At 50.3% G+C, this 24,737-nt stretch carries 19 protein-coding genes and 2 pseudogenes; 12 read left to right on the top strand and 9 right to left on the bottom strand.

The features are described from left to right. Positions 1–33: 33 nt before the first annotated feature. Both G5S52_RS11055 and acnB read left to right on the top strand, forming a co-directional pair. Complete coding sequence (locus tag G5S52_RS11055) at positions 34–2,310, top strand: patatin-like phospholipase family protein (protein WP_165013538.1); 2,277 nt, start codon at positions 34–36, stop codon at positions 2,308–2,310. 227 nt (positions 2,311–2,537) lie between these two features. After that, the gene (gene acnB / locus G5S52_RS11050) at positions 2,538–5,135 is read left to right on the top strand and encodes a bifunctional aconitate hydratase 2/2-methylisocitrate dehydratase (RefSeq protein ID WP_165013536.1); all 2,598 of its coding nucleotides are present in this window, start codon (positions 2,538–2,540) and stop codon (positions 5,133–5,135) included. Positions 5,136–5,205: 70 nt separating this feature from the next. Here the strand turns inward: acnB and G5S52_RS11045 are convergent, their stop codons facing one another. The 3 genes from G5S52_RS11045 to G5S52_RS11035 all read right to left on the bottom strand — a co-directional run bounded on the left by G5S52_RS11045 (position 5,206) and on the right by G5S52_RS11035 (position 8,900). Then, on the bottom strand, positions 5,206–6,345 hold the full coding sequence (locus tag G5S52_RS11045; protein ID WP_165013534.1) for a glycerate kinase: 1,140 nt from the start codon (positions 6,343–6,345) through the stop codon (positions 5,206–5,208). A gap of 13 nt (positions 6,346–6,358) precedes the next feature. Next, a complete protein-coding gene (locus G5S52_RS11040) occupies positions 6,359–7,624 on the bottom strand; it encodes a GntP family permease (protein WP_165013532.1) in 1,266 nt (421 codons plus the stop codon). Between the two features lie 124 nt (positions 7,625–7,748). Beyond that, the gene (locus tag G5S52_RS11035) at positions 7,749–8,900 is read right to left on the bottom strand and encodes a sugar diacid recognition domain-containing protein (protein ID WP_165013523.1); all 1,152 of its coding nucleotides are present in this window, start codon (positions 8,898–8,900) and stop codon (positions 7,749–7,751) included. Between the two features lie 87 nt (positions 8,901–8,987). Here G5S52_RS11035 and G5S52_RS11030 point away from each other — a divergent pair, with 87 nt between their 5' ends. From G5S52_RS11030 to G5S52_RS11005, 6 genes and pseudogenes are all read left to right on the top strand, one after another. Continuing rightward, positions 8,988–9,365: a YacL family protein gene (locus G5S52_RS11030; protein WP_165013521.1), complete on the top strand. Its 378-nt coding sequence runs from the start codon at positions 8,988–8,990 to the stop codon at positions 9,363–9,365. Between the two features lie 281 nt (positions 9,366–9,646). Beyond that, positions 9,647–9,985, top strand: a complete 339-nt coding sequence (glnK, locus tag G5S52_RS11025; protein ID WP_002537421.1) for a P-II family nitrogen regulator — start codon at positions 9,647–9,649, stop codon at positions 9,983–9,985. 21 nt (positions 9,986–10,006) lie between these two features. Further along, on the top strand, positions 10,007–11,236 hold the full coding sequence (locus G5S52_RS11020; RefSeq protein ID WP_002537422.1) for an ammonium transporter: 1,230 nt from the start codon (positions 10,007–10,009) through the stop codon (positions 11,234–11,236). 162 nt (positions 11,237–11,398) lie between these two features. Continuing rightward, the gene (locus G5S52_RS11015) at positions 11,399–12,415 is read left to right on the top strand and encodes a Fe(3+) ABC transporter substrate-binding protein (protein ID WP_062666059.1); all 1,017 of its coding nucleotides are present in this window, start codon (positions 11,399–11,401) and stop codon (positions 12,413–12,415) included. A 59-nt stretch (positions 12,416–12,474) separates the two neighbouring features. Next, positions 12,475–14,105 (top strand): annotated as a pseudogene (locus G5S52_RS11010) (ABC transporter permease). Beyond that, on the top strand, positions 14,102–15,130 hold the full coding sequence (locus tag G5S52_RS11005) for an ABC transporter ATP-binding protein (protein ID WP_165013519.1): 1,029 nt from the start codon (positions 14,102–14,104) through the stop codon (positions 15,128–15,130). The pseudogene G5S52_RS11010 and the gene G5S52_RS11005 overlap by 4 nt, the downstream one beginning before the upstream one ends. 68 nt (positions 15,131–15,198) lie before the next feature. On the opposite strand, the gene G5S52_RS11000 is transcribed toward G5S52_RS11005, so the two are convergent. Continuing rightward, positions 15,199–15,804 carry a TetR/AcrR family transcriptional regulator gene (locus G5S52_RS11000; protein ID WP_046304382.1) on the bottom strand — a complete coding sequence of 202 codons (606 nt, stop codon included), beginning with the start codon at positions 15,802–15,804 and terminating at the stop codon, positions 15,199–15,201. Between the two features lie 246 nt (positions 15,805–16,050). Here G5S52_RS11000 and hpt point away from each other — a divergent pair, with 246 nt between their 5' ends. Then, complete coding sequence (gene hpt, locus G5S52_RS10995; protein ID WP_002537431.1) at positions 16,051–16,584, top strand: hypoxanthine phosphoribosyltransferase; 534 nt, start codon at positions 16,051–16,053, stop codon at positions 16,582–16,584. Between the two features lie 65 nt (positions 16,585–16,649). On the opposite strand, the gene can is transcribed toward hpt, so the two are convergent. Then, positions 16,650–17,297: a carbonate dehydratase gene (can, locus tag G5S52_RS10990; RefSeq protein ID WP_165013517.1), complete on the bottom strand. Its 648-nt coding sequence runs from the start codon at positions 17,295–17,297 to the stop codon at positions 16,650–16,652. A 327-nt stretch (positions 17,298–17,624) separates the two neighbouring features. Between can and G5S52_RS10985 the strand changes: the two genes are divergently transcribed. The 3 genes and pseudogenes from G5S52_RS10985 to G5S52_RS10975 all read left to right on the top strand — a co-directional run bounded on the left by G5S52_RS10985 (position 17,625) and on the right by G5S52_RS10975 (position 20,984). Next, positions 17,625–19,277 (top strand): SulP family inorganic anion transporter, encoded by a 1,653-nt coding sequence (locus G5S52_RS10985; protein WP_165013515.1) that lies wholly within the window; start codon positions 17,625–17,627, stop codon positions 19,275–19,277. Positions 19,278–19,294: 17 nt separating this feature from the next. Continuing rightward, on the top strand, positions 19,295–20,218 hold the full coding sequence (locus tag G5S52_RS10980; protein ID WP_165013513.1) for an ABC transporter ATP-binding protein: 924 nt from the start codon (positions 19,295–19,297) through the stop codon (positions 20,216–20,218). Then, positions 20,215–20,984: pseudogene (locus G5S52_RS10975) on the top strand (ABC transporter permease). Before G5S52_RS10980 ends, G5S52_RS10975 begins: the two are co-directional and overlap by 4 nt. Positions 20,985–21,050: 66 nt before the next feature. Here the strand turns inward: G5S52_RS10975 and panC are convergent. Genes panC through pcnB form a run of 4 tightly spaced genes read right to left on the bottom strand, consistent with a single transcriptional unit; the run spans position 21,051 to position 24,670 of the window. Beyond that, positions 21,051–21,929 (bottom strand): pantoate--beta-alanine ligase, encoded by an 879-nt coding sequence (gene panC, locus G5S52_RS10970; protein WP_046304379.1) that lies wholly within the window; start codon positions 21,927–21,929, stop codon positions 21,051–21,053. Positions 21,930–21,942: 13 nt separating this feature from the next. Continuing rightward, on the bottom strand, positions 21,943–22,737 hold the full coding sequence (gene panB, locus G5S52_RS10965) for a 3-methyl-2-oxobutanoate hydroxymethyltransferase (RefSeq protein WP_002537440.1): 795 nt from the start codon (positions 22,735–22,737) through the stop codon (positions 21,943–21,945). A 50-nt stretch (positions 22,738–22,787) separates the two neighbouring features. After that, the gene (gene folK, locus G5S52_RS10960; RefSeq protein WP_046304378.1) at positions 22,788–23,270 is read right to left on the bottom strand and encodes a 2-amino-4-hydroxy-6-hydroxymethyldihydropteridine diphosphokinase; all 483 of its coding nucleotides are present in this window, start codon (positions 23,268–23,270) and stop codon (positions 22,788–22,790) included. Next, positions 23,267–24,670: a polynucleotide adenylyltransferase PcnB gene (gene pcnB, locus G5S52_RS10955; RefSeq protein WP_083939849.1), complete on the bottom strand. Its 1,404-nt coding sequence runs from the start codon at positions 24,668–24,670 to the stop codon at positions 23,267–23,269. The genes folK and pcnB overlap by 4 nt, the downstream gene beginning before the upstream one ends. Positions 24,671–24,737: the final 67 nt, after the last annotated feature.

Genomic DNA, 24,737 nt, shown 5'->3' with positions numbered 1-24,737 from the left:
TTAAGGAACATCAAAATTGCAAGGCAGCAAAAAATGTTGATTAGGCTTCTAAAGGGCAGGTTGGTTACTGCAGTGATTCTGTTGTCGGCCATGCTGTCTGCATCTTTAGCGTTTGCGGAAAATAATTCTCAAAGACCAACAGTTGGATTAGTGCTTGGTGGGGGAGGCGCGAAAGGCGCGGCGCACGTGGGTGTGCTTAAGGCATTGGAAGAAATGCATATCCCTGTCGACTACATTGCCGGTACCAGTATGGGTGCCTATGTAGGTGGACTTTATGCCACGGGCATGAGCGCGGATGAAATCGGTGCCATGATGGAATCCATTGACTGGAATGAAGGCTATCAAGACAGGGTTTACCGGGGTGATCGCCGCATTCGCGACAAAGAACATGAAGATCGCTACAACCTCTCCACCAATCTCGGCTTCGACTTTAAAAGTCTAAAAACACCCCAAGGGGTTGTACAGGGTCAGAATATGATCCGTATTCTTCGAGAGTCGACGGGCAATCTGCCCTCCTTTGAATCATTTGACCAAATGGTGGTGCCTTACCGCGCGGTGGCCACAGACATTGAACGCCTGATCCCTGTGGTGATTGGTGATGGGCAACTAACCGAAGCCATGTTGGCAAGTATGGCTGTGCCAGGGGCATTGCCTCCTGTGGAACTGGATGGGCATTATCTGGTTGATGGCGGTTCAGTCAATAACTTACCTGTTGATGTAGCGAAAGCCTTGGGTGCTGATATCGTCATTGCTGTCGATATCAGCACCGACTACTACCCGGCAGAGGAGCTGGGTTCTTACCTTCAGGTCATGAACCAATTGGTGAACTTTATGGTTCGCCAGAGTACGGAAAAGCAAATCTCTAACATGGATAAAGGCGATTTCCTGCTGACGCCTGATGTTGGGGACATGGAAACCACGGAGTTTGATCGTGTGCCAGAAGCGCTGCAGAAAGGCTATGAGATTGCCATGGTCAACCGAGATGCTCTGGAAAGGATCAGCATGACTTCTGGTGAGTATCAGGAGTATGTGGAAGAGAAACAAAAGCGCCGCAGACTGATGCTTTATGGGGATACGCTGGACGTTGACCGCGTCGTGATTAACAACGACACCAGTTTTTCTGACGAAGTGCTTAAAGCTCGCCTAAACCTACAAACCGGTAAAATGGATTCCGAAAATCTCGAGAAGTCGGTGCAGAATCTTTACGCCCTCGACCGTTTTGAAACCGTGCGTTACCACCTTGAACAGGAAGGTGAGGAAAACGTGCTGGTGGTGGATGTGGCAGAGAAAAGTTGGGGACCGAACTTTGTCGACTTCCGCTTTGCACTTGAAGATAACTTTGAGTCAGACACCAATTTCTCTGCAGGTGTGAGTATCAACACCACGGGGCTTTCGGATTATGGCGCAGAGCTTCGTTCGACGTTTGAATTGGGTACCGATAAGAAAGCCCAAGCCGAGCTGTATTTGCCGTTTTCTGCTGAGCAAACCTTCTTTGCTGAAATACTTGGCGGGTTGGAGGTGAGAGAGCGTGATGCCTACTATCGAGGGGGTGAAGAGCCTGTATTGGGTAGTGATACGTTTGCCATAGGCACCCGCTACAGTGAAGTGATTGGGGACGCCAGCGTAGGCTGGCAGCCAAAACTTTGGGGGGAGTTCAAGCTTGGTTACCGTCACGTTTATGGTGAAGAGAAGCTGGCGAACAGCCTATCCCTGACGAGCGATTATGAGCGTTCAATGCCCTATCTTTCCTTTACGCTAGATACCTTGGATAACAGGGTGTTTCCAAACATCGGTGGGTATATCGACGCCTCTCTGGGTTATGCCAAGGACAAGGTCGATTATCAGGGTGATCGCGCAGAAAGCGAAGCAGCAGTGTTGAATGTGGAAGGGATTTACGCCCAGACCTGGCGAAAGCATACCCTTTACGGTAAAGCAAAATATGGCACTATCAACGCGCGTGTTGGGAATGTGCTCATTGAACCTCACGAACTTGGGGGCTTTCTGAACCTGTCAGGTATACCAAGGGATTCGCTCTGGGCGAACAATATCGCCTACAGTGCATTGGTTTATCGATATCGTCTGCTGGATAACGACTTTGGTTTGTTTAAATCTCCTGTGTATTTAGGGACTTCCCTTGAGTACGGTGGAGTGTGGAACAACCCAGATTTTTCACTAAAAGATATACCGTTTTACACGGCAGGCAGTATATTTGCTGGGGTCGATTCACCGTTGGGACCCATCATTGTCGCCTATGGTCGTACAGAAAATGATCTCGATTCGTTCTATTTTATAGTCGGGTCCCACTTCTAAAGGACACAGAGGGCGAAGTGAACGCTTCGTTCTCACTGATAAATCAAATGTTTCATTCCATGCCTGGAATTTAAAATTTGGTTAAAAAGTGATAACATGCCAGCTTCGTTATGCAGGGCACCACAGAAAGATAGTTACCTCCTACATTTCATTCGGTGCCTGCTAGCCGAGCTTAATTCCAAGGATGTCTGGCCGCGACGGCCGGACCGCAATATGAGGAAAACGTCGTGCTTGAAGCCTATCGTAAACACGTCGAAGAACGTGCTGCTCAGGGCATCGTCCCTAAACCACTTGATGCGGAGCAAACCGCAGCCCTAATTGAACTGCTCAAGAACCCACCTGCCGGTGAAGAAAGCACCATCGTTGATTTGCTGGAAAACCGAATCCCACCAGGCGTAGACGAAGCAGCATATGTCAAAGCTTGCTTCTTGTCTGCTGTCGCGAAGGGCGAAGACAGCTCTCCGTTGATCAGCAAAGAGCGCGCTGTTGAACTGCTTGGTACCATGCAAGGCGGCTACAACATCGAATCCCTGGTCGCTCTGCTGGATGATGATGCACTGGCACCAATTTCGGCTAAAGCGCTCTCTCACACTCTGCTGATGTTCGATGCTTTCTACGACGTAGAAGAAAAAGCGAAAGCGGGTAACGCATTTGCGAAGCAGGTGATGGAGTCTTGGGCGGAAGCTGAGTGGTTCCTTTCCAAGCCGAATGTTCCTGAAAAAGTCACCCTGACCGTATTTAAAGTGACGGGCGAAACCAACACTGATGACCTGTCACCAGCACCGGATGCATGGTCTCGTCCAGACATCCCACTGCACGCTCTGGCAATGCTGAAAAACGAGCGCGACGGCATCAATCCAGACCAAGCGGGCGTAGTTGGTCCAATCAAGCAAATTGAAGCGCTGAAAGAAAAAGGTCACCAACTGGTTTACGTGGGTGATGTTGTTGGTACGGGTTCATCCCGTAAGTCTGCGACCAACTCTGTGCTTTGGTTCATGGGCGATGACATTCCAAACGTTCCAAACAAGCGCGCAGGCGGTTTCTGTCTGGGTGGCAAAATTGCTCCTATCTTCTTCAACACCATGGAAGATGCTGGCGCACTGCCAATCGAGCTGGACGTTTCCAAGCTGAACATGGGCGATGTGATTGACATCTACCCGTTCAAAGGTGAAGTTCGCAGCCACGGCTCAGATGAAGTACTGTCTACGTTCTCTCTGAAAACAGATGTACTTTACGATGAAGTACGTGCGGGCGGCCGTATTCCTCTGATCATCGGTCGTGGTCTGACAGACCGTGCGCGTGAAGCACTGGGTCTGGCTCCATCTGACGTTTTCCGTCGTCCACAACCCGTAGCTGACTCTGGCAAAGGCTTTACCCTTGGTCAGAAAATGGTGGGTAAAGCGTGTGGCGTTGAAGGTATCCGCCCAGGTACTTACTGTGAGCCTAAGATGACCACAGTCGGTTCTCAGGACACCACTGGCCCTATGACCCGTGATGAGCTGAAAGATCTGGCATGTCTGGGCTTCTCAGCTGACCTGACCATGCAGTCTTTCTGTCACACATCAGCGTACCCTAAGCCGGTTGATGTGAACACTCACCACACGCTGCCAGATTTCATCATGAACCGTGGCGGTGTTTCTCTGCGCCCGGGTGATGGTGTTATCCACTCATGGCTGAACCGTATGCTGCTGCCAGACACTGTAGGCACCGGCGGTGACTCACACACCCGTTTCCCACTGGGTATTTCGTTCCCAGCAGGTTCTGGTCTGGTTGCATTCGCAGCGGCGACAGGTGTGATGCCACTGGATATGCCTGAATCAATCCTTGTTCGTTTCAAAGGTGAAATGCAGCCAGGTATCACTCTGCGTGACCTTGTACATGCGATCCCTTACTACGCCATCAAGCAAGGCCTGCTGACGGTAGAGAAAGCCGGTAAGATCAACGCATTCTCTGGCCGTATTCTGGAGATCGAAGGTGTTGAGCACCTGACGGTTGAGCAGGCATTCGAACTGTCTGATGCATCAGCAGAGCGTTCTGCTGCGGGCTGTACTGTGAAGCTGTCTCAAGAGTCAGTGGCAGAGTACCTGTCTTCTAACATCGTGATGCTGAAGTGGATGATCAGCGAAGGTTACGGCGATCGTCGTACCATCGAGCGTCGTATTTCTGCGATGGAAGCATGGCTAGCGAACCCAGAGCTGATGGAAGCTGACGCAGATGCAGAATATGCAGAAGTGATCGAGATCGACCTGGCCGAGATCAACGAGCCAATCCTGTGTGCGCCAAATGACCCAGATGATGCACGTCTGTTGTCTGACGTTGCTGGCGACAAGGTAGATGAAGTATTCATCGGTTCTTGTATGACCAACATCGGCCATTTCCGTGCAGCAGGTAAACTGTTGGATAAATTCGGTGGCACGCTGGAAACCCGTCTTTGGGTCGCTCCACCAACTAAAATGGACCGTGACCAGCTGACTGAAGAAGGTTACTACGGTATCTTTGGCCGTGCCGGTGTCCGTATCGAAACGCCGGGCTGTTCACTGTGTATGGGTAACCAAGCGCGTGTTGCTGATAAGGCAACCGTACTGTCTACCTCTACCCGTAACTTCCCGAACCGTCTGGGTACAGGTGCGAACGTTTACCTGTCTTCTGCTGAGCTGGCATCTGTGGGTGCTATCCTAGGTCGTATCCCAACGGTTGAAGAGTATCTGGAATACGCGAAGCAAATCGATGCGACAGCGGCAGATACTTACCGTTACCTGAACTTCCACCGCATGGATCAATACACCAAGAAAGCGGACGAAGTGATTATCCAAGCAGCGGTTTAATGCTTGAATAACTGATAAAAGAAAGCCTCCCAATTGGGAGGCTTTGTTCGTTATGGGGGATACTGACTTCCTAGGTCCTAGGTCCTAGCTTTAATGTTCTTGCTACATTCTGAGCGGTCAGTTCAACATTCTCTTTCGCATTGGCAAGCGCATCTTCCAGGGTACATGCACCTGATACCACGCTAAACAACATATCAATCCCGTGGTCATACACCACCACGCTATCTTGAGTGATGCTGCCTGCGATGCCGATCACCGGTAGGTTAAATTGCTTGGCACAGCGCGCCACACCTATTGGGGTTTTGCCGTGAATAGTTTGGCTGTCGATCCGGCCTTCGCCTGTGATGACCAGATCCGCATCTTGCAGATGCTCTGACAGGTTAACGGCATCCATGACGATTTCGATACCCGGACGCAGGCTAGCATTAAAAATACCCATCAACGCAGCCCCCATACCACCTGCTGCACCGGCACCCGCGCTGTTTTTTACGTCACTGCCAAGCTCTGATTTCATTACGTCAGCATAGTGAGCAAGGTTGGCATCTAACGTTTTGACCATCTCCGGTGTCGCACCTTTCTGCGGACCGAAAACCGCCGAAGCGCCTTTTTCACCGCATAGTGGGTTGTCGACATCACATGCGACTTCAAGTTTTACGCTCTTGAGGCGGGAGTCGACATCGCTGCAATCAATGGTGTGAAGAGTTGCCAAAGCACCGCCACCGAAGCCTATTGCTTGTCCGTCTTTGTCCAACAGTTTAACGCCAAGTGCCTGAGCCATGCCTGCACCACCATCGTTAGTTGAGCTGCCGCCGATACCGACAATCAGGTGCTTAGCGCCATGATCCAGGGCTGCTTTAATCAGTTCACCCGTACCGAAGCTGGTGGTTACCAGAGGGTTGCGCTCTTTGGATGGAACCAAATGAAGACCTGAAGCGGCAGCCATTTCGATAACAGCGGTTTCGCCATCACCCAGAAGACCAAAGAAGCCTTCAACGGGTGTACCAAGTGGGCCAGTGACCTTAGTTTGAATAATGTTGCCGCCAGTGGCATCGACCAGGGATTGAACTGTGCCTTCGCCGCCGTCTGCCATGGGCAGTTTGACGATGTTGGCTTCTGGCATCACGCGGCGGAAACCATTTTCGATTGCAACAGCCACGTCCATCGCAGACAGACTTTCTTTGTATGAATCAGGAGCAATAACAATTTTCATCAGCAACGTCCTTTTAAACAAACAGGCCAAACACGCCAAAGATCAGGGTCGAAACCAGCGCGATAACGAAACCGACCGCTGATTCATAAGGAATAAGTTTGAGTCGCTCTTTCATGTCCATGTGAACGGCACCGCCGGTTGCATGGAAGAAGCTGCCGTGAGGCATGTGGTCGAACACAGTCGCACCAGCATGGATCATCGCCGCGCCTGCTAGAGCTGGAACACCTAACTCAAGGATAGTATTAGCAAAAACACTGCTCGCGACGGCGGTACCTGCCGTGGTGGATGCGGTGGCCAGCGACATCAGCGCACCGGAGAACGGGGCAAGCAGGTAAGAAGGCAGACCAGAGCTTGTCAGCAAATCAATCAGGCCACCTTTTAGGCCAGAGTTGGCAATGATGCCCGCCAGCGTACCGGTACCGAGAAGCATCACAGCAACCGGTGCCATGCGGTTAAGACCAGAGACTGCAAAGTGGTTGGTATCCGCAAAGCGGCGCATGGCAACAGCACCTAAAAGGCCACCTAACGGCAGGGCGATCAATGGGTCAATGTTGATGCCTGCAATCGGGCGAAGTGCCAGAAGAGAAATTGCGACCATAGGTGCCACAATGGCTGCGCCAAACGAAGGCAGGCGACTCATGTCTACTTCAACGACTTCTGATGCGGCGACTTTACTACCGCGGTTGACCAGCTTCTGCGCAATGAAGTACGCGACGAACATACCGCACAAGCCAGGAATGACACCAGCCGCCATCACTGAGGTTAGCGGTACATTGAAAGCATCAGCTGCAGCAATGGCGTTCGGGTTTGGTGACATCACGTTACCGGCTTTACCGCCGCCAACCATCGCCAGCAGGATAGCCATTTTCGACAGGTCGGCACGGCGAGCAATCGCCAGCGCAATTGGCGCTACAGTAATCACTGCCACGTCGACGAACACGCCCACGGCTGTGAGGATCATGGTGGCGACTGCAAGTGCCAATAGGGCGCGGGTTTCACCTACTTTCTTCACTATGGTTTCAGCAATGGTGGTAGCCGCGCCGGATTCAATCAGCACGCCTGCCAGCACGCCGGCAGCCAGTATACGAAGCACTGCAGTAACAATGCCCTGCGCACCGCCAATCATCAGGGAAACGGTGTCAGTCAGTGATACGCCACCGACAATACCGCCCACCAGGGCACCAATGATCATGCCGTAGGCTGGTGGCACTTTTCTCAGAATAAGGGTGATGGAAACGATCAGGGCAGCCAGTGCACCTAAGGTTGAAACTTCGGTCATCTCATACTTCTCGGCTGAAACGAATAACTGTCTGCACTGTACGCCTGCGGTAAGACGTAAGCTTTAGGCGCTCGCCCAAATATAGTGTGTGGTGTTGCGGCTTTATTTATTCAACTGCACAAAATTAGTGTTTTTGATGCCAGGTGAGAAAGGAAAGGTAAAGCAGGGTTTTATCTTCTAACTTATTGATATCTAATTCTGTTATCTCTGAAATGCGCTGTAGGCGATAGCGCAGTGTGTTTCGGTGAATATGCAGCTTTTCGCACGTTTGAACTAAATCACAGTTCTGTTCAAAAAATGCAGTGAGTGTCTTCACCAGCGTACCGCGTGCATCATTGTCAACCAAAGTGGTGAACAGGGAATGAAGTTGCTGGGTTCGCCAATCCTGCTCTGGCATGGCACTTAGCAATACCGCAAGGGCATGATCTTCAAAATAAAGTACTGGCTCATCGGCATGGCCAGATGAAAGCGTTGCGATGGCGGTTTGATAGGATTTGGCGAGCCCTTTGAGGGACGGAAAATAGCCACCGTAGGCAATCTGGGCACGAAAGGCCTTTTGTTCCGCAATACGCTTGAGCAGTTTTTTTACTTTCTTCTGTTCAGACTTTCTCGACCATTCTCCGTTGTCGACACTGATCGGTTTTAGCACCACGATTTCATTTCGAGATACAGAGGTAATGCCAACGAGGTTATCCCGCTCAGGATGCTCGAGCATGTGCACCATCGACTGGAGGTGTTCAAGGGAAAGTGATTCAGCCTGGTGGGGGTAAAGTTTAATCACGGCAGCAACACGGGGCTGTTCTAAATCCAAGTCCAGTCGCTGAGCGATGGATATTAACTGACGGTCGTTAAGCTCGGATTCGCGTATCAATTGAAGTAGTAGCTCTTCCCGATGGCGTTTATCCCACTGCATTTGCGAAATCAGTGCGGCCTGCTCAACGATAAGCTCGGCGGTCATCTTGACCAGCTCGCCATAGCTTCGCACCTTGTCCGGATCGCCCGAGATCCCAACAACACCAATAGCTTTACCATTGAACACCACAGGAAGGTTAATCCCCGGTCTGACGCCCATCAGCAAATTTGAGGTTGCTTCATTAATCTCAACGACGCGCGACTCAGCAAGTGTCAATAATGCGCCTTCATGCTTTTGATGCAGACGGCTTGGATCGCCGGAGCCTATAATTAGCCCCTGCTCATCCATCACGTTGACGGAAAAGCCGATGATTTTCATCGTACGTTCGACGATTTGACGCGCGATCATGCTGTTGAGTTGCATTAGGTCTTCAGATCCTGACAATGAGCAAACTTTCCAACCGCCAGTTCGGTAAATGGCTGGCATACAGAGTGATATCGAGGATACCACGTGGATTATGAATTTCGACGCAATACTTTAGACGATAGCTTTCATGCTGAGCTATCAATGGGACATGAGGCACTGGGGCGCTGGCTCGTTGACGAACTTGGGACAGACCATGATGCCATTGATGAAGTTTTGGAAAATCTGAAGCGGGTGATGGAGCAAGGTGGAGAATGGACACGCTCAGGTAAAGTGTTCCACTTGCAACTGACACAGGAAGAAGCCCTGGTGCAGGCCAATATCGTGCTCGAAGACAGCGAAGAAGAGATGCCAGATGTTGATTTGCATACCTATGAAGAGGAAAGCGTGTCGCTTTGTGGACCAGAAGACCTCCTTTTGGTGCTTGAAGCCTGGCAAGATTTCATTCGTCGCTATGGTCGCTAATTGGCTGATATTTAAAGATAACGGTAATGGATGACCGTTAGCCCAATCTTTTACCCCTCCTTTGTCTAACTTTCCTGACGCAACTTTTTGGTGCGTACCCCTCAACTTTCCCCAGCATTGCCTGATTGCGGTGAATTCTACGCACCAATGTGGTGCATCAAAAATCATTGAATTTACAATTTAACAGTAAGTGCCTGAATAATAATAAAATAAAAAACTGGCACGCCATTTGTTTATTACTTGATCAGAACACAATTAAATTCTGGTTCAAGGAGACGGTAATGAAATTGATCAACGCAATTATCAAACCCTTCAAGCTCGACGATGTGCGTGAAGCACTGGCAGAAGTCGGCGTAGATGGGATGACAGTGTCAGAGGTAAAAGGTTTTGGTCGTCAGAAAGGCCACACAGAACTTTATCGCGGTGCGGAATACCAAGTGGATTTTCTGCCTAAAGTGAAGCTGGAAATTGCAGCGCATAGCGAAAACGTTGACGAAATTATTGAGGCCATCAGTAAGGCGGCACAGACCGGCAAGATTGGCGATGGAAAGATTTTTGTTTATGACCTCCAGCAAGCTGTACGTATTCGTACTGGCGAGATGGACGCAGAAGCGATTTAAGGGTTTAGGGGAGTAAGAAAGATGGAACTGACTACAACTGTGACAGAGCTGCGTTATGCGCTCGATACCTTTTTCTTTTTAATTTCAGGTGCACTGGTCATGTGGATGGCGGCAGGTTTTGCCATGCTGGAAGCTGGTCTGGTGCGTTCTAAAAACACCACGGAAATTCTCACCAAGAACGTTTGTCTGTATGCAATTGCATGTACGACTTACCTGCTGGTGGGTTACAACATCATGTATGTCGACAACACGGAAGGCGGCTGGCTGCCATCGTTCGGTGCCTTGATTGGTACTCAAAGCGAAGGTGCGGACCACTCTCTTGAATCTGACTTTTTCTTCCAGGTTGTCTTCGTAGCAACTGCAATGTCTGTGGTTTCTGGTGCAGTAGCTGAACGTATGAAGCTTTGGGCTTTCCTGGCGTTCTCTGTTGTACTGACAGCGTTTATTTACCCAATGGAAGGTTACTGGACGTGGGGCGGTGGCTTCCTGTCAGAAGCAGGTTTCAGCGACTTCGCAGGTTCAGGTATTGTTCATATGGCGGGTGCTGCAGCGGCATTGGCAGGTGTTCTTCTGCTGGGTGCACGTAAAGGCAAATACGGCAAGAACGGTCAAATCTACCCAATTCCGGGTTCAAACCTGCCATTGGCAACCTTGGGTACTTTCATCCTGTGGTTCGGTTGGTTCGGCTTCAACGGCGGTTCTCAGCTGATGGTGTCAGATTTTGAAAACGCAACAGCGGTTGGTCAAATCTTCCTGAACACCAATGCGGCAGCGGCGGCTGGTGCTATTGTGGCACTGGCAGTGTGTAAAGCCACTTGGGGTAAAGCTGACCTGACAATGGTATTGAACGGTGCGTTGGCTGGTCTGGTAGCGATTACTGCTGACCCACTGTCACCATCTCCAGTCGCGGCACTGACTATCGGTGGTCTGTCTGGTGCACTGGTGGTTATCAGTATCGTTGGTCTGGATAAACTGAAGATTGATGATCCAGTAGGTGCTATCTCTGTACACGGTACTTGTGGTCTGTTTGGTCTGCTGGCAGTACCTTTCAGCAACGCTGACGCGACTTTCGGCGCACAAATCTTCGGTGCAGCAGTTATCTTTGCTTGGGTATTCGGTGCAAGCCTGGCGGTTTGGGCAGTGCTGAAAGCCACCATGGGTATCCGTGTAGGTGAAGAAGAAGAACTTGAAGGCATGGACTTCCACGACTGTGGTGTTGATGCTTACCCAGAGTTTGTTAGCGTGAAATAATATGTAACATTTCTAGGTGCTTACCAAGCCCTGCATCCTTTGGATGCGGGGCTTTTTGCTATTTATCGGTTACATAACGTATTGCATACGCATATTTGGTGTGTATACTAATCGCATTGATAAACGTTCTCATTTGAATTTGCACTTTAGGGAATCAAGGATATGAAAAAGCTGTTGACTGCATCAGCACTGATGTTTGGAGTTATGGGTACAGGCGTAGCGCAAGCTGCAGAAGAAGTGAACGTATACTCTTACCGTCAGCCGTTTCTGATTGAGCCAATGCTTGACCAGTTCACCAAGGAGACAGGTATCAAGGTAAACGTAAAGTTTGCTAAGAAAGGTATGGCTGAGAAAGTTGAGCAGGAAGGCGAATACAGCCCGGCTGACGTTCTGCTGACCGTTGATATCTCTCGTCTGATGGAGTTGGTAAATAAAGATCTGGTTCAACCTGTTGATAGCAACATCATTGATGAAAACGTACCAGCACAATACCGTGATGGTGAAGACCGCTGGTTTGCCCTGACTACGCGTTCTCGCGCGGTATACTCTTCCCGTGACCGTGTAGGTCAACTGGGTGCGGACTTTGATTACATGGATCTGGCGAAGCCTGAATTCAAAGGAAAAATCTGTACACGCTCTGGTAAGCATCCGTACAATGTCTCCCTGATTGCTTCTATCATTGCTAACCATGGCGAAGCAGAAGCAAAAGAGTGGCTGGAAGGCGTGAAAGCGAATCTGGCTCGTAAACCACAGGGTAACGACCGTGCACAAGTCAAAGCGATCTCTGAAGGTCTGTGTGACGTGTCTCTGGGTAACAGCTACTACCTGGGTAAAATGCTGGCAGACGAGAAGCAAATCCCTTGGGCTGAGAGTGTATACCTGAACTACCCTGGCCAAAAAGCTGACGGCACACACGTGAACATCAGCGGTATGGCGATGGCGAAATACTCGCCAAACAAAGAAAACGCACAAAAACTGATGGAGTACCTGACGTCAGATGCGGCACAAAAGATGTACGCGGAAGTGAACTACGAAGAGCCAGTTAAGCCGGGCGTTGCAAGCTCTGAGCTGGTGGCATCTTGGGGTGAATACACTGCAGACGATCTGCCACTTGAAACCATTGCGGATAACTACGCAACAGCGATGAAGCTTCTTGATGAAGTGAAATTCGACCTGTAATGGTGAAGGGGGAACTTGGTTCCCCCTTACTGCATTCTGACGCCATAATGTTGTAGGCAATGTTAGAACAGAATCGATTTTTGAAAGCCAGTAGTTGGGTGTTTTCCCTGCTGCTGGTTTTGCCTATTTTGGCAATTTTTTACACTTCGCTTGGTGAATCCGACGAAGTCTTTGGTCACCTGATGTCTACGGTGATGGGTACTTACACGCTCAATACCGCGTTATTGGTTTTAGGCACTGTTTCTCTTTCCCTTTTAATGGGCATTCCCTCAGCCTGGTTGATGGCCAACTATGCCATTCCCGGTGATCGCTGGCTGCAGTGGGCTTTGGTACTTCCCCTTGCGATGCCCGGCTATATCGTTGGTTATATCTATACCGATTGGTTTGACTTTGCTGGCCCCATCCAGCTCCTGTTACGAGATCTGACCGGGTGGACTTCAGCCGCGCAATACTGGTTCCCTGATTTACGCACTTTGCCTGGTGCATGCTTTGTACTGGCTTTAGTGCTGTATCCCTATATCTATCTTCTTGCCCGAGCGGCTTTTATGGAACAAAGCCTGACGTTGACCCAATCTGCACGCCTGCTTGGCTGCACACCGACACAGAGCTTTTTCCGTGTTTCACTGCCGCTTGCCCGTCCTGCTATTGCAGTTGGAGCTTCGCTGGTTGCCATGGAAGCGCTGGGTGATTTCGGTACCGTTTCCTATTTCGCAGTGAGCACGCTGACAACGGCGGTATACGATACTTGGCTGGGGTATTCCAACCTCAATGCCGCGGCGAAAATCTCTGCCATCATGCTGGTGGTGATTTTGTGCTGATCAGCAGTGAGCGCTATAGCCGCCGCAAGCAAAAGCTTTTCAGTCAGAATGTTACGCCGGATACCATTGCCAAATCACCGCTTCGAGGCAAATACAAAGTGCTGGCGACAGTATGGTGCTGGGGGCTTTTCACCATCGCGTTTATCGCGCCGCTTGGCCAACTTCTTATCTATGCGTGGGATTATCATTCCAGCAGTTCGGTGGAAGATTTTGCACAATACAGTGTGAACAGCCTTTATGTGTCGGCAATTGCTGCCGTACTGGCATTGATTATTGCGCTATTGGTGAATTTCTATAAGCGTCTGTCCGGCCGCGCTGCGAGTAATGTGCCTATTCGTATCGCCTCAATGGGGTATGCGGTACCAGGGACTGTGTTGGCGATAGGTGTGCTGATTTTCCTGACCAGTGCTGATCACATTATCAATGATATTGCTAAAGCCATGGATTGGGGACGTCCGGGACTCCTTCTTTCCGGCACTATGTTCGCCATGTTGACGGCATTTGTGGTACGTTTCAGTGCGGTTGCAATCGGCAGTGTTGAATCGAGTCTTGCAAAGGTTTCACCGTCGCTGGATATGGCTGCGCGCACCATGGGCTGTAATGTACGTAGCATGATTCAGCGCGTGCAATTACCTCTTATTCGCCGTGGCTGTTTGATTGCCATGCTGCTGGTATTTATTGAATCGATGAAAGAGCTTAATGCGGCATTGTTGCTTCGCCCTTTCAATTTCGAAACGCTGGCGACCTATGTCTTTAACTATGCTTCCGACGAACACCTTGAATATGCAGCGTTACCAGCAGTATTACTGGTGTTGGTTGGACTCATCCCTCTGATCATGATTAACCGTTCTTTGGAGCAAAGCCACTCATGAGTTGTGCACTGACTGTAAGCAATCTGATTTGTCGTTATAACGGCCAGGCAGTGCTGAATGACCTCACTTTCCGCGTCGAAAAAGGCGAAATTGTCTGCCTACTCGGGGCAAGCGGCTGCGGGAAAACGACTCTGCTGAAAGCCATCGCTGGCCTGTTGCCTTTAGACAGTGGCGAGATGATGATTAATTGCCGTCAGATTGTAGGACCCTCGCTGAATGTGCCGCCTGAGCAGCGCAATATCGGCATGATTTTTCAGGACTATGCCCTGTTCCCACACCTAACGGTGGCAGAGAATGTGTCGTTCGGCCTGAAAGGTTGGGACAAATCGGCCACCCATGCACGTGTCCAAGAAATGCTGGCGTTGGTAAAACTGGATGGTCTCGAAAGCCGCTATCCACATCAACTCTCCGGCGGTCAACAACAGCGTGTTGCGATTGCTCGCGCGTTGGCTGGCAAGCCAGACCTTCTGTTACTGGATGAACCTTTTTCCAATATCGACACGCAAGTGCGACACAGTCTGATCAAAGAAATCCGCAAGATTTTCAAAGAGCAGGGTGTGACGGCTATTTTCGTCACCCACAGTCGAGAAGAAGCCTTTGCTTTCGCCGATAAATTGGCGGTGATGAATAAAGGTGTAATTGAGCAATACGGTGGCGCAACCGAGCTTTACTACAGCCCAAGCAGCCGTTTTGTGGCAGATTTTCTGGGACACGGCTCATATGTGCCGGTATCTGTAAATGGCGACAGAAAAATGTATACGCCATTGGGCGAGTGGCCAGTAGAACAAGCCGCCAATGGCAGCGATTTGGAATGGCTTATCCGCCCACAAAACCTCTCGATTACCCCAGATGATTCTGGCAATGGTGTAGTGAGTGATGTGCAGTTTATGGGTGACAGTTGCCGTTATCTCGTGGATGTGAATGGACAAAGCTTAATGGTTTACTCTAACCAGCTTTTGGATATGGGTGACAAGGTAAGACTCGATATCAGACCACACCCACCGGTGCTGTTTGAAGCCTCCTAATTTGAGTGAGTTGACATAGAATACAAAAAACCGGCGTAAGCCGGTTTTTTCTTGGTTGCTTGCGGGACTTAGTGGCCGCAAAGCATGTCAATGTAACCATCTGCCTGACGAATCAATGCTTCTTTATCCGGTTGCTGGTTAGTTTGAAGATAAAGAATGTAGCATACGCCGTCAAAGAGTCGGGCCAGCTCAATGGCTGAGCGACGCTCTGGGATCACACCTTCTTGAATGCCGTGATTGAATAGGGCGGTGTATTGCTCCAAAACCACGTTTTTGCCTTCCACAAAATTTGGCCAGATGTCTTCGCGGATAGATGTGCTCCACTCGTACCAGACTTTCAGCCATTCTTTGTCTGCCAGCGCCGCGTCGATCACCGCGGAAGTCACGAACGACAATGAATTACGAACGTGGTTTTTACCCAAGTGAAGGTGGCGGGCAATAATCTGTTGAAACTCTTTTTCTGCTTCTTTGAGTACGGCTTCGACGAGATCTTCCCGGGTTGGGAAGTAATTAAATACGGTTGCCACAGAGACTTGCGCCATATCTGCGATATCTGCATGCCCTGCACGCCCGATGCCACGCTTGGAAAACACTTCCAGTGCATAGCCGAGCAGTTGTTCCTTCCTCTGCTCAGGCGACAAACGGGTTCTTGTACGTCCACTTGATGTAGTCATCCTGGTTCCTGCCAACTTATAACGAATTTAGTCTGCCTATATCGGACAAACTTTATATTGATGTAACACGCTAAATAACAACTGCTTGCGAAGTGTACAACAGCAACAAGTTGCTTAACAACGGCTTGACGCTATGGAGCGTCGAAATTTTGACGTGCATCGAGAGTAGGCTTGAGCAGGCGGCAGTGGTAGAATGTCCGACCTCATTTACACAGGTAGTCTGGCGGATAGCCGTCGAGGGTTAAAATGAAACATACCGTAGAAGTGATGATTTCAGAGCAAGAAGTCCAACAGCGTGTGAAGGCGTTGGGTGCTGAAATCACTGAGCACTATAAAGATTCTCAGGACCTGGTCATGGTTGGCCTGTTGCGTGGTTCTTTTGTATTCATGGCGGATCTGGCGCGTGCCATTGAGCTGCCTCATTCAGTCGACTTCATGACAGCATCAAGCTACGGCAATGCGATGGAAAGTACCCGTGATGTGCGTATCCTGAAAGATCTGGATGACGACATCAAAGGGAAAGATGTGTTGCTGGTGGAAGATATTATCGACACTGGTAACACCCTGAGCAAAGTATGCGAAATCCTGTCTATTCGTGAGCCTAAATCTATCCGCATCTGTACGCTGCTCGACAAACCAGAGCGTCGTGAAGTCGATGTACATGTAGATTGGTATGGCTTCAAAATCCCTGACGAATTCGTCGTGGGTGTGGGCATCGACTATGCTCAGAAATATCGCCACCTGCCGTACATCGGTAAAGTGGTACCACTGGAAGGTTAATTACCTGACAGCCATGAAAAAAGCGACCAATTGGTCGCTTTTTTTGTGTCTGGGTATTTCAGGGGTTATTCAGGAATGAGCTCTGACATGGCTGACTCATAGCCCGCTTCCAATGTCGCAACGCTATTTGCTGTCATTCCCAAATCCTTCAGCACACCATCACTGATGTCATAGAACCAACCGTGAATCTTCACGTCCTGCCCACGCTCCCAAGCCGCGCGCAGTATGGTGGAGTTGCCCAGATTATAAACCTGCTCAGCAACATTGATTTCGCAAAGCTTGTTACCTTGCTCTTCTAAAGAAAGGGCGCTCAAGAAGCGCTTATGCTTGCGGTAAAGATCGCGGATATGAAGTAGCCAGTTATTGATGAGGCCAAGCTCAGGGTTTTCGATAGCAGCATGAACACCGCCACAGCGGTAATGGCCACACACAATGATGTGTTTTACCTGAAGCACGTCAACAGCATACTGAACCACAGAAAGGCAGTTAAGATCAGTATGGACAACTTGATTGGCCACGTTTCGGTGAACGAATAGCTCACCCGAGTCCAGACCTGTCAGACGCTCCGCCGGTACGCGACTGTCAGCACAACCTATCCATAGATATTCAGGGTGCTGGGATTTTGCTAATTCCGCAAAGTAAGCCGGATTGTCTTCTTTGATGGTTTTGGACCATTTCACATTATTCGAAAGAAGCTGCTTAATTTGAGCCATGGCGCCCCCTAAAAAATTCTGCGAGCAACTATACACCACAAAAGATCATATTTAGATACAATTTAACACTTTCTACTCAACATTTTAGCTCCTCCTACCAGCAGTATGGTTGATATAACAGATCCCTGTTACCGTAATTGATCGGTATACTAGGGCGCGCTTTATCTCCTCCCCGCTAACCATTTGGGTATCTACCAACCGCCAAACGGCGGAGGGTTAGGGTAAAGGTGCGTTTCAGTCTGGCTTGAATGCATCAAAAAGGAGCGAATTGCCCAAGTAGGCAGTTCTGTAGCTTGCCAAAAAGGAAGTATTAAAAGGGAGCAAGTTGTGAATTTAGACCGATTCAAACACTGGAGCCTGAAAGGCGACATTTTCGGCGGTGTCACTACTGCCATCATTTCTCTTCCCCTCGCGCTTGCATTTGGTGTCGCCTCCGGCGCTGGTGCAGAAGCAGGTCTTTGGGGCGCTATTCTCGTTGGTTTGTTTGCTGCGCTGTTTGGCGGATCCTCTACACTGATTTCTGAGCCGACCGGCCCGATGACGGTCATTATGACGGCTGTCCTCACCTCTATGATGGCGAGGTATCCGGAAACGGGCATGGCAATGGCCTTTACTGTCGTCATGATGGCAGGTGCCTTTCAGGTTTTGCTGGGCACGCTGAAGCTGGGTAAGTACGTCACTTTAATGCCATACAGCGTGGTATCCGGTTTTATGTCCGGTATTGGTGTGATACTGATACTGCTGCAAATTAGCCCATTGATGGGGCAGGCAGCACCTCCTGGCGGCGTGCTGGGAACGATTCAGGCATTACCCGAAACCGTCTCGAACCTGAGTTTCAAAGAGCTCTTCCTCGGCCTTCTGACACTAGGCATTCTGTTTTACTTTCCGAAAAAATACCGTAAGTACATTCCTGCCCAGCTCGTTGCGCTGGTACTGGTAACCCTGTTATCTGTCATTTTCTTTGATATCGAGAGTATTCGCCGTATCGGTGAAATTCCGACAGGTTTGCCGTCGATTGTGTTCCCGACTTTTACCCCAGAACAGCTCACCACTATGGTGATTGATGCGCTGGTGCTGGGTACCCTGGGTTGTATCGATACGCTGCTGACGGCAGTGATTGCAGATTCACTGACCCGAGAAGAGCATAACTCTGACAAGGAGCTTCGTGGTCAGGGTATTGCGAATATTATCTCGGGTATGTTCGGAGCACTGCCAGGTGCCGGTGCCACCATGGGTACTGTGGTGAACGTTCAAGTTGGCGCTCGATCACCATTGGCAGGGATTGTTCGTGCCCTTATTCTCGCGGCAGTGGTATTGGTCGCAGGCTTCCTGACAGAGCCGATTCCAATGGCTGTGTTGGCTGGTATCGCACTCTATGTGGGCATTAACATTCTTGACTGGAGTTTCCTGCAGCGCGCCCACAAAGTGAGTAAGCACCAAACGGCCATTATGTATGGTGTGATGGCGCTAACTGTCTTTGTCGATTTGATTGTTGCTGTTGGCTTGGGTGTTTTCATTTCCAACGTGATCGTGATTGAAAGGCTCAGCCGAGAGCAGGCGAAGCAGGTGAAAGCCATCAGTGATGCGGATGAAGATGATGTTCCTTTGACAGATGAAGAGCGAGATTTATTAGATAATTCTGATGGAAAGGTGTTGTTTTTCTATCTCTCCGGCCCAATGATCTTCAGCGTGTCCAAAGCCATCTCCCGACAACACACCAGTATCGGCGATTATCGCGTTATGATCCTGGATTTGAGTGATGTGCCTCTGATTGACATGACAGTGGGTCTCGCGCTGGAAAACGCCATTGCCGATGCCCGCGAAGCGAATTGTACTGTGTTCTTGCTCAGTCCTCATGAGCAGACCACAGAACAGCTAAAACGCCTTCATGTTGGCGACTGGGTCGCTGACACGCACATGTTCGACTCCCGTTACGATGCGCTCAGTGCTGCCAAGCGGCTAACGGAAGTCATGCCATAAAAGAATAAATAACACTTATGAAAGCAATTGAGATCGACAATCTGGTCAAGGTATATGGCACAGATGTCAAAGCGCTTAAAGGGGTGTCTTTATCGGTTGAGGAGGGCGATTTTTACGCCCTGCTTGGTCCTAACGGTGCCGGAAAATCCACGACGATTGGTATCGTCAGTTCACTGGTTAATAAGACTTCCGGTAAGGTGAAGATTTTCGGTTACGACATCGACACCCAGCTGGTCGAAGCAAAAAAACAAATTGGACTGGTGCCGCAGGAGTTTAATTTCAACCAGTTCGAGAAAGTGGAACAAATCGTTGTTAATCAGGCTGGGTACTACGGCGTAGAGCGTGAAGAAGCCAAGCGCCGCGCTAAAAAATACCTCACCCAGCTCGATCTTTGGGAAAAGCGCAACGAATCTGCCCGTAATCTTTCTGGCGGCATGAAGCGCCGTCTGATGATTGCGCGCGCCCTGATGCACGAGCCAAAACTGCTTATTCTGGATGAGCCTACAGCGGGTGTAGATATTGAACTGCGCCGCTCGATGTGGACTTTCCTGCAGGAAATCAACAGGCAGGGCATCACTATCATCCTGACCACCCACTATCTCGAAGAAGCGGAAATGCTGTGTCGCAATATCGGCATCATCAACCGTGGTGAGCTGATTGAAGACACCTCGATGAAAGCGCTTTTGAAGAAACTGGACGTGGAAACCTTTGTTCTGGATTTGGCGCCGGACAGCTCTGTAAAAAGCTTGGAAGGCGTTCAGTGGGTGCAAGTCGATGACCACACACTGGAAGTTGATGTGCATAAACACACCGGCCTGAACACGGTCTTTGAACAGTTGACCGCGCAAGGTATCCAGGTGCTTTCGATGAGAAACAAAGCCAACCGATTGGAAGAGTTGTTCGTGACGCTGGTGCGCGAAAATGCGGAGGCCAAAGCATGAATAAACTTTACTGGGTGGCTTTTAAAGCCTTATCATCAAGGAAGTGACCCGCTTTACCCGCATCTGGGTGCAAACGCTGGTGCCTCCTGCCATTACGATGACCTTGTATTTCATCATCTTCGGTAACCTGATTGGCAGCCGGATTGGTGAAATGGGCGGCTTCAGTTACATGGCTTACATCGTACCGGGTCTTATCATGATGTCGGTGATCACCAACTCTTACTCCAACGTGGCCTCTTCCTTTTTCAGTGCCAAAATGCACCGGAACATTGAAGAGCTCATGGTTGCGCCTGTACCGAACTACATCATGATCGCCGGTTATGTCGGCGGCGGTGTGGCAAGAGGCTTGGCGGTTGGGGTGATGGTCTCCATGGTGTCGCTGTTTTTTGTCGACCTAGAGATTGCTCATCTGGGCGTGATAGTGGCAACGGTGATTATGACATCGGTGGTCTTTTCACTTGGTGGGCTGATTAACGCCGTGTTTGCGAAGACCTTCGATGACATCAGCATTATTCCGACCTTCGTACTGACACCGTTGACTTATCTCGGTGGGGTGTTTTATTCGCTCTCCCTGCTGCCAGAATTCTGGCAGGGCGTGTCGAAACTCAACCCAATCGTCTATATGGTGAACGCGTTCCGATATGGCTTCTTGGGTGTGTCCGATGTGAATATCGTGACGTCATTTGCGGTATTAAGTCTGTTTGTCGTCGGACTGTATACACTGGCATGGTATCTCATCAGTCGTGGTATTGGCCTTCGAAGCTAAGCGCGAAATGAGTATAAAAAACCGCCTTCCGGCGGTTTTTTATATCTGAGTGTGAGTGCGACTGTATTACTCTTCGCTGTCGTCCGTGACCTGCGGGGTCAAATCAACAGTAAGGTTGTCGATAAGTCTCACCTGGCTCAGGAAAGCAGCTGCCAGAATTACGGCTTTAGAAGTGTGCTCGCTGATAGGTTGCAGGGTGTTGGCATCGCGGATGAAAATCTCGTCAGGCTCCAGACCTGCTGCGCGCAGCTGGTCGTTACCGTCAAGCACCAGTTCGCTGTAGTCGCTACGGCCACCACGCATTTGGCTACTAATCCAGCGCAGGGTTTTTGCCAGCACTGGCGCACGTTGACGCTCATCGACGGTCAAACGGGTATTACGGCTGCTCATGGCAAGCCCATCCATTTCACGCACTGTGGCAACAGGAATGATTTCGATAGGCAGGCAAAGATCGTCCACCATCTTTTTAATCACAGCCAGTTGCTGGAAGTCTTTCTCACCAAAGCAAGCCACATCCGGCTGAACCATATTGAACAGCTTGGAAACAACGGTTGCTACGCCTTTAAAGTGGCCTGGGCGGGAAGCGCCTTCGAGCACACCGGAAAGGCCCGGAACATCCACAAATGCGTGATTGTCCATGCCATTGGGGTACATGATGTCGGCGGTCGGGGTGAATACCACCTCAACCCCTTCAGTGTTCAGTTTGGCAATGTCTTCATCCAGCGTGCGTGGATACGCGGCCAAATCATCTGCTTTATCAAACTGCATTGGGTTAACGAAGATGCTAACAACCACTACATCGGCATTCTCACGGGCTCTGCGAACCAGAGTGAGGTGACCGTCGTGCAGGTGACCCATGGTAGGGACAAACGCAATGCGCTGGCCTTCACGGCGCCATTGCTGAACCTGTTCACGGAGTGGGGCAATCTCAGCGATTACTTGCATGTATCGGCATTCCTCAGTTAAACGTCTGCTCTGGGCCAGGGAACTCGCCGCTTGCCACTTCTTCAATGTAACGGGACACAGCCAGACGCATGTCGCCCGTTTCTTTCAGGTAGTTTTTGGAAAAACGTGGGATGTAGTTAGCAGAGATGCCGAACATGTCGTGCATCACCAGAATCTGTCCGTCTGTCGCATTGCCTGCGCCAATACCAATCACGGGTACGCGGACAGCATCAGTGATGCGCGCAGCCAGCGCTTTTGGCACGCATTCCAGCAAGATGACCTGAGCACCGGCTTTTTCAAGAGCCAATGCGTCCTGAACCATTTGCTCTGCTTTTTCCTCTTCGCGGCCCTGAATTTTAAAGCCACCGAAGATATTAATGGATTGAGGGGTCAGGCCAAGGTGCGCACAAACAGGCACAGCGCGTTGGGTCAGCATAGTGATGGTATCAGCCAGCCAAGCGCCACCTTCCACTTTCACCATGTTGGCGCCTGCTTGCATTAGAACGGCTGCGTTCTTGCAGGCTTCTTCTGGCGTGGCAAATGACATAAATGGCATGTCGGCCATCAGAAGGCTATTTGGGCTCCCTGCACGCACGCTGCGCGTGTGATAAGCGATTTCGTCAATCGTGACTGAAAGGGTGTCACTCTTTCCTTGCAAAACCATGCCCAGTGAGTCGCCAACCAGCAACACAGGCATTTCCTGCTCTTCAAACAATTGGGCAAAACTGGCGTCATAAGCAGTTGCCGAAGCAAATTTACGTCCTTCCTGCTTCCATGCCATTAAGGTACTAATCGTAATTTTTTTCATCTTGTCTCCCAAACCCTGCTTGTTTTGTTTCGGTGCCTAGGCGGGTGTGCTTACGCGAGGGCAGTCAGGCCGTTTTTATCCGTGACAGCGACCAGCTCTGCGACAGCACTGCCATCAGGCAGCTGCAAGTCAGGGGCTATTTCGGCGAGAGGGTAAAGCACGAATTCACGTACTTTCATCCCGTAGTGTGGAACGGTTAACCGTTCACTTTCCAGCTGGAGATCCCCATACAGCAGGATATCCAAGTCCAGAGTTCGTGGTCCCCAGCGTTCATCTTTACGCTCGCGGCCGAACTCCAGCTCAATGCGCTGTGTATGATCAAGAAGATCTAACGGTTGAAGCTCGGTGTCAATGGCTGCAACCGCATTCACATAATCGGGCTGGTCGGCGGGACCCATCGGCTTACTGCTATAGAGCGAAGATGTACAGACAAAGCGGGTACCCGGCAGATGTTTCAGTGCCTCAATCGCATGTTGGGCTTTCTCTACCGGGTTACCTAAGTTACTGCCTATAGCAATGTAAGCGCGGATCATGATTCTGTATTCGACTTCGGTTTAGGCTTTCGGCTGCGAGGCTTGGTTTTACGGCGGCGTCGGGTCTTTTTCGCCGCACTGGCCTTGTTCAGCACCTGTACCATGTCATGGCGATCGTCACGGTTTGCTCTTTGGAAGTCATCCCACCAAGTGGCGAGCTCTTCCAGTTGTCCGCCTTCAATCTTGCCACGCATTTCAAGGAAATCGAACGCAGCACGGAACTTGTTTTGTTCCAGCAGTTTGTAAGCGCGGTTACCTGAGCGACGGCTTAAGCGAAGCTGCAATTGCCAGATATCACGGATCATTGCAGTGAAGCGGCGCGGGATCGCGATGCTCTTCACCTGCTCATCCAGGATGTCATTGGCCGCGACCATAAAGGCGTCGTAGTAGCTCAAGCCACTTTCGAAGGCGATTTCTTCTGCGCGGGTTTCCAGCGGGTACCACAGCATGGCGGCATACATAAAGGCTGGATTGATGCGCTGGTCATTAGCAACACGATCGTCGGTAGATTTCAGTACCAGCTCCAACATCTTTTCGCATTTACTGCTGCGATCTTCGGTGAAATGCTCATCCAAAATCGGGAACAGTGGCGAAAAGAGGTTGTAGTCGCGCAGCAAGCGATAGGTGTCCAAACCGTTGCCGGATTGCAAAAGCTTGAGGCTTTCTTCAAACAGACGGGCGGCAGGAATATCACGAAGCAGGTGAGCCAGCGCAGGAATTGGCGCCGCTGTTGCTTCGTTAATTTGCATGTCGAGCTTCGCGGCAAAGCGCACTGCACGCAGCATACGAACCGGGTCTTCACGGTAACGGGTTTCCGGATCGCCAATGAGGCGGATCACGCGGTTTTTCAGGTCTTCAACACCACCTGCATAATCGCGTACCGAGAAGTCATCAATGTTGTAGTAAAGGGCATTGACGGTGAAGTCACGGCGCTCTGCATCTTCATCGATGGTGCCGTAAACGTTGTCACGCAGCAGCATGCCGTCATTCGACTGGCTGGCAGACTTATCACCTTTATCAGCGCCGTGGTGACCGCGGAAGGTCGCCACTTCAATCACGTCACGACCGAAGAGAATATGTGCCAGACGGAAACGGCGGCCAACCAGGCGGCAGTTTCTGAACAGCTTACGCACTTCTTCCGGCGTCGCGTTGGTCGCGATATCGAAATCTTTTGGCTGTTTATTCAGCAGCAAATCACGCACACCACCACCAACGAGGTATGCTTCAAAGCCTGCTTTATTCAGGCGATAGAGCACCTTCAGCGCATTTTCGCTGATATCTTTTCTTGATATACCGTGCTCTTGGCGTGGAATAACTTCTAGCTTCAGGTCATCAATCGCGCGTGTTTTATTATCGCGATTCAATACCTTACGGCAAAAGCTGGTAACTCGATTAAAGATAACTCACCTCGTATCTGACAGGTCGGGCCATAAAAACGACGGCATATGATATATCACCGCTCCGTAT

Source organism: Grimontia sedimenti (genome assembly GCF_011045095.1).
Classification (GTDB): Bacteria; Pseudomonadota; Gammaproteobacteria; order Enterobacterales; family Vibrionaceae; genus Enterovibrio; species Enterovibrio sedimenti.
Note: the sequence above shows the minus strand (reverse complement) of the source record. Positions and strands in the feature narration are given on the sequence as shown.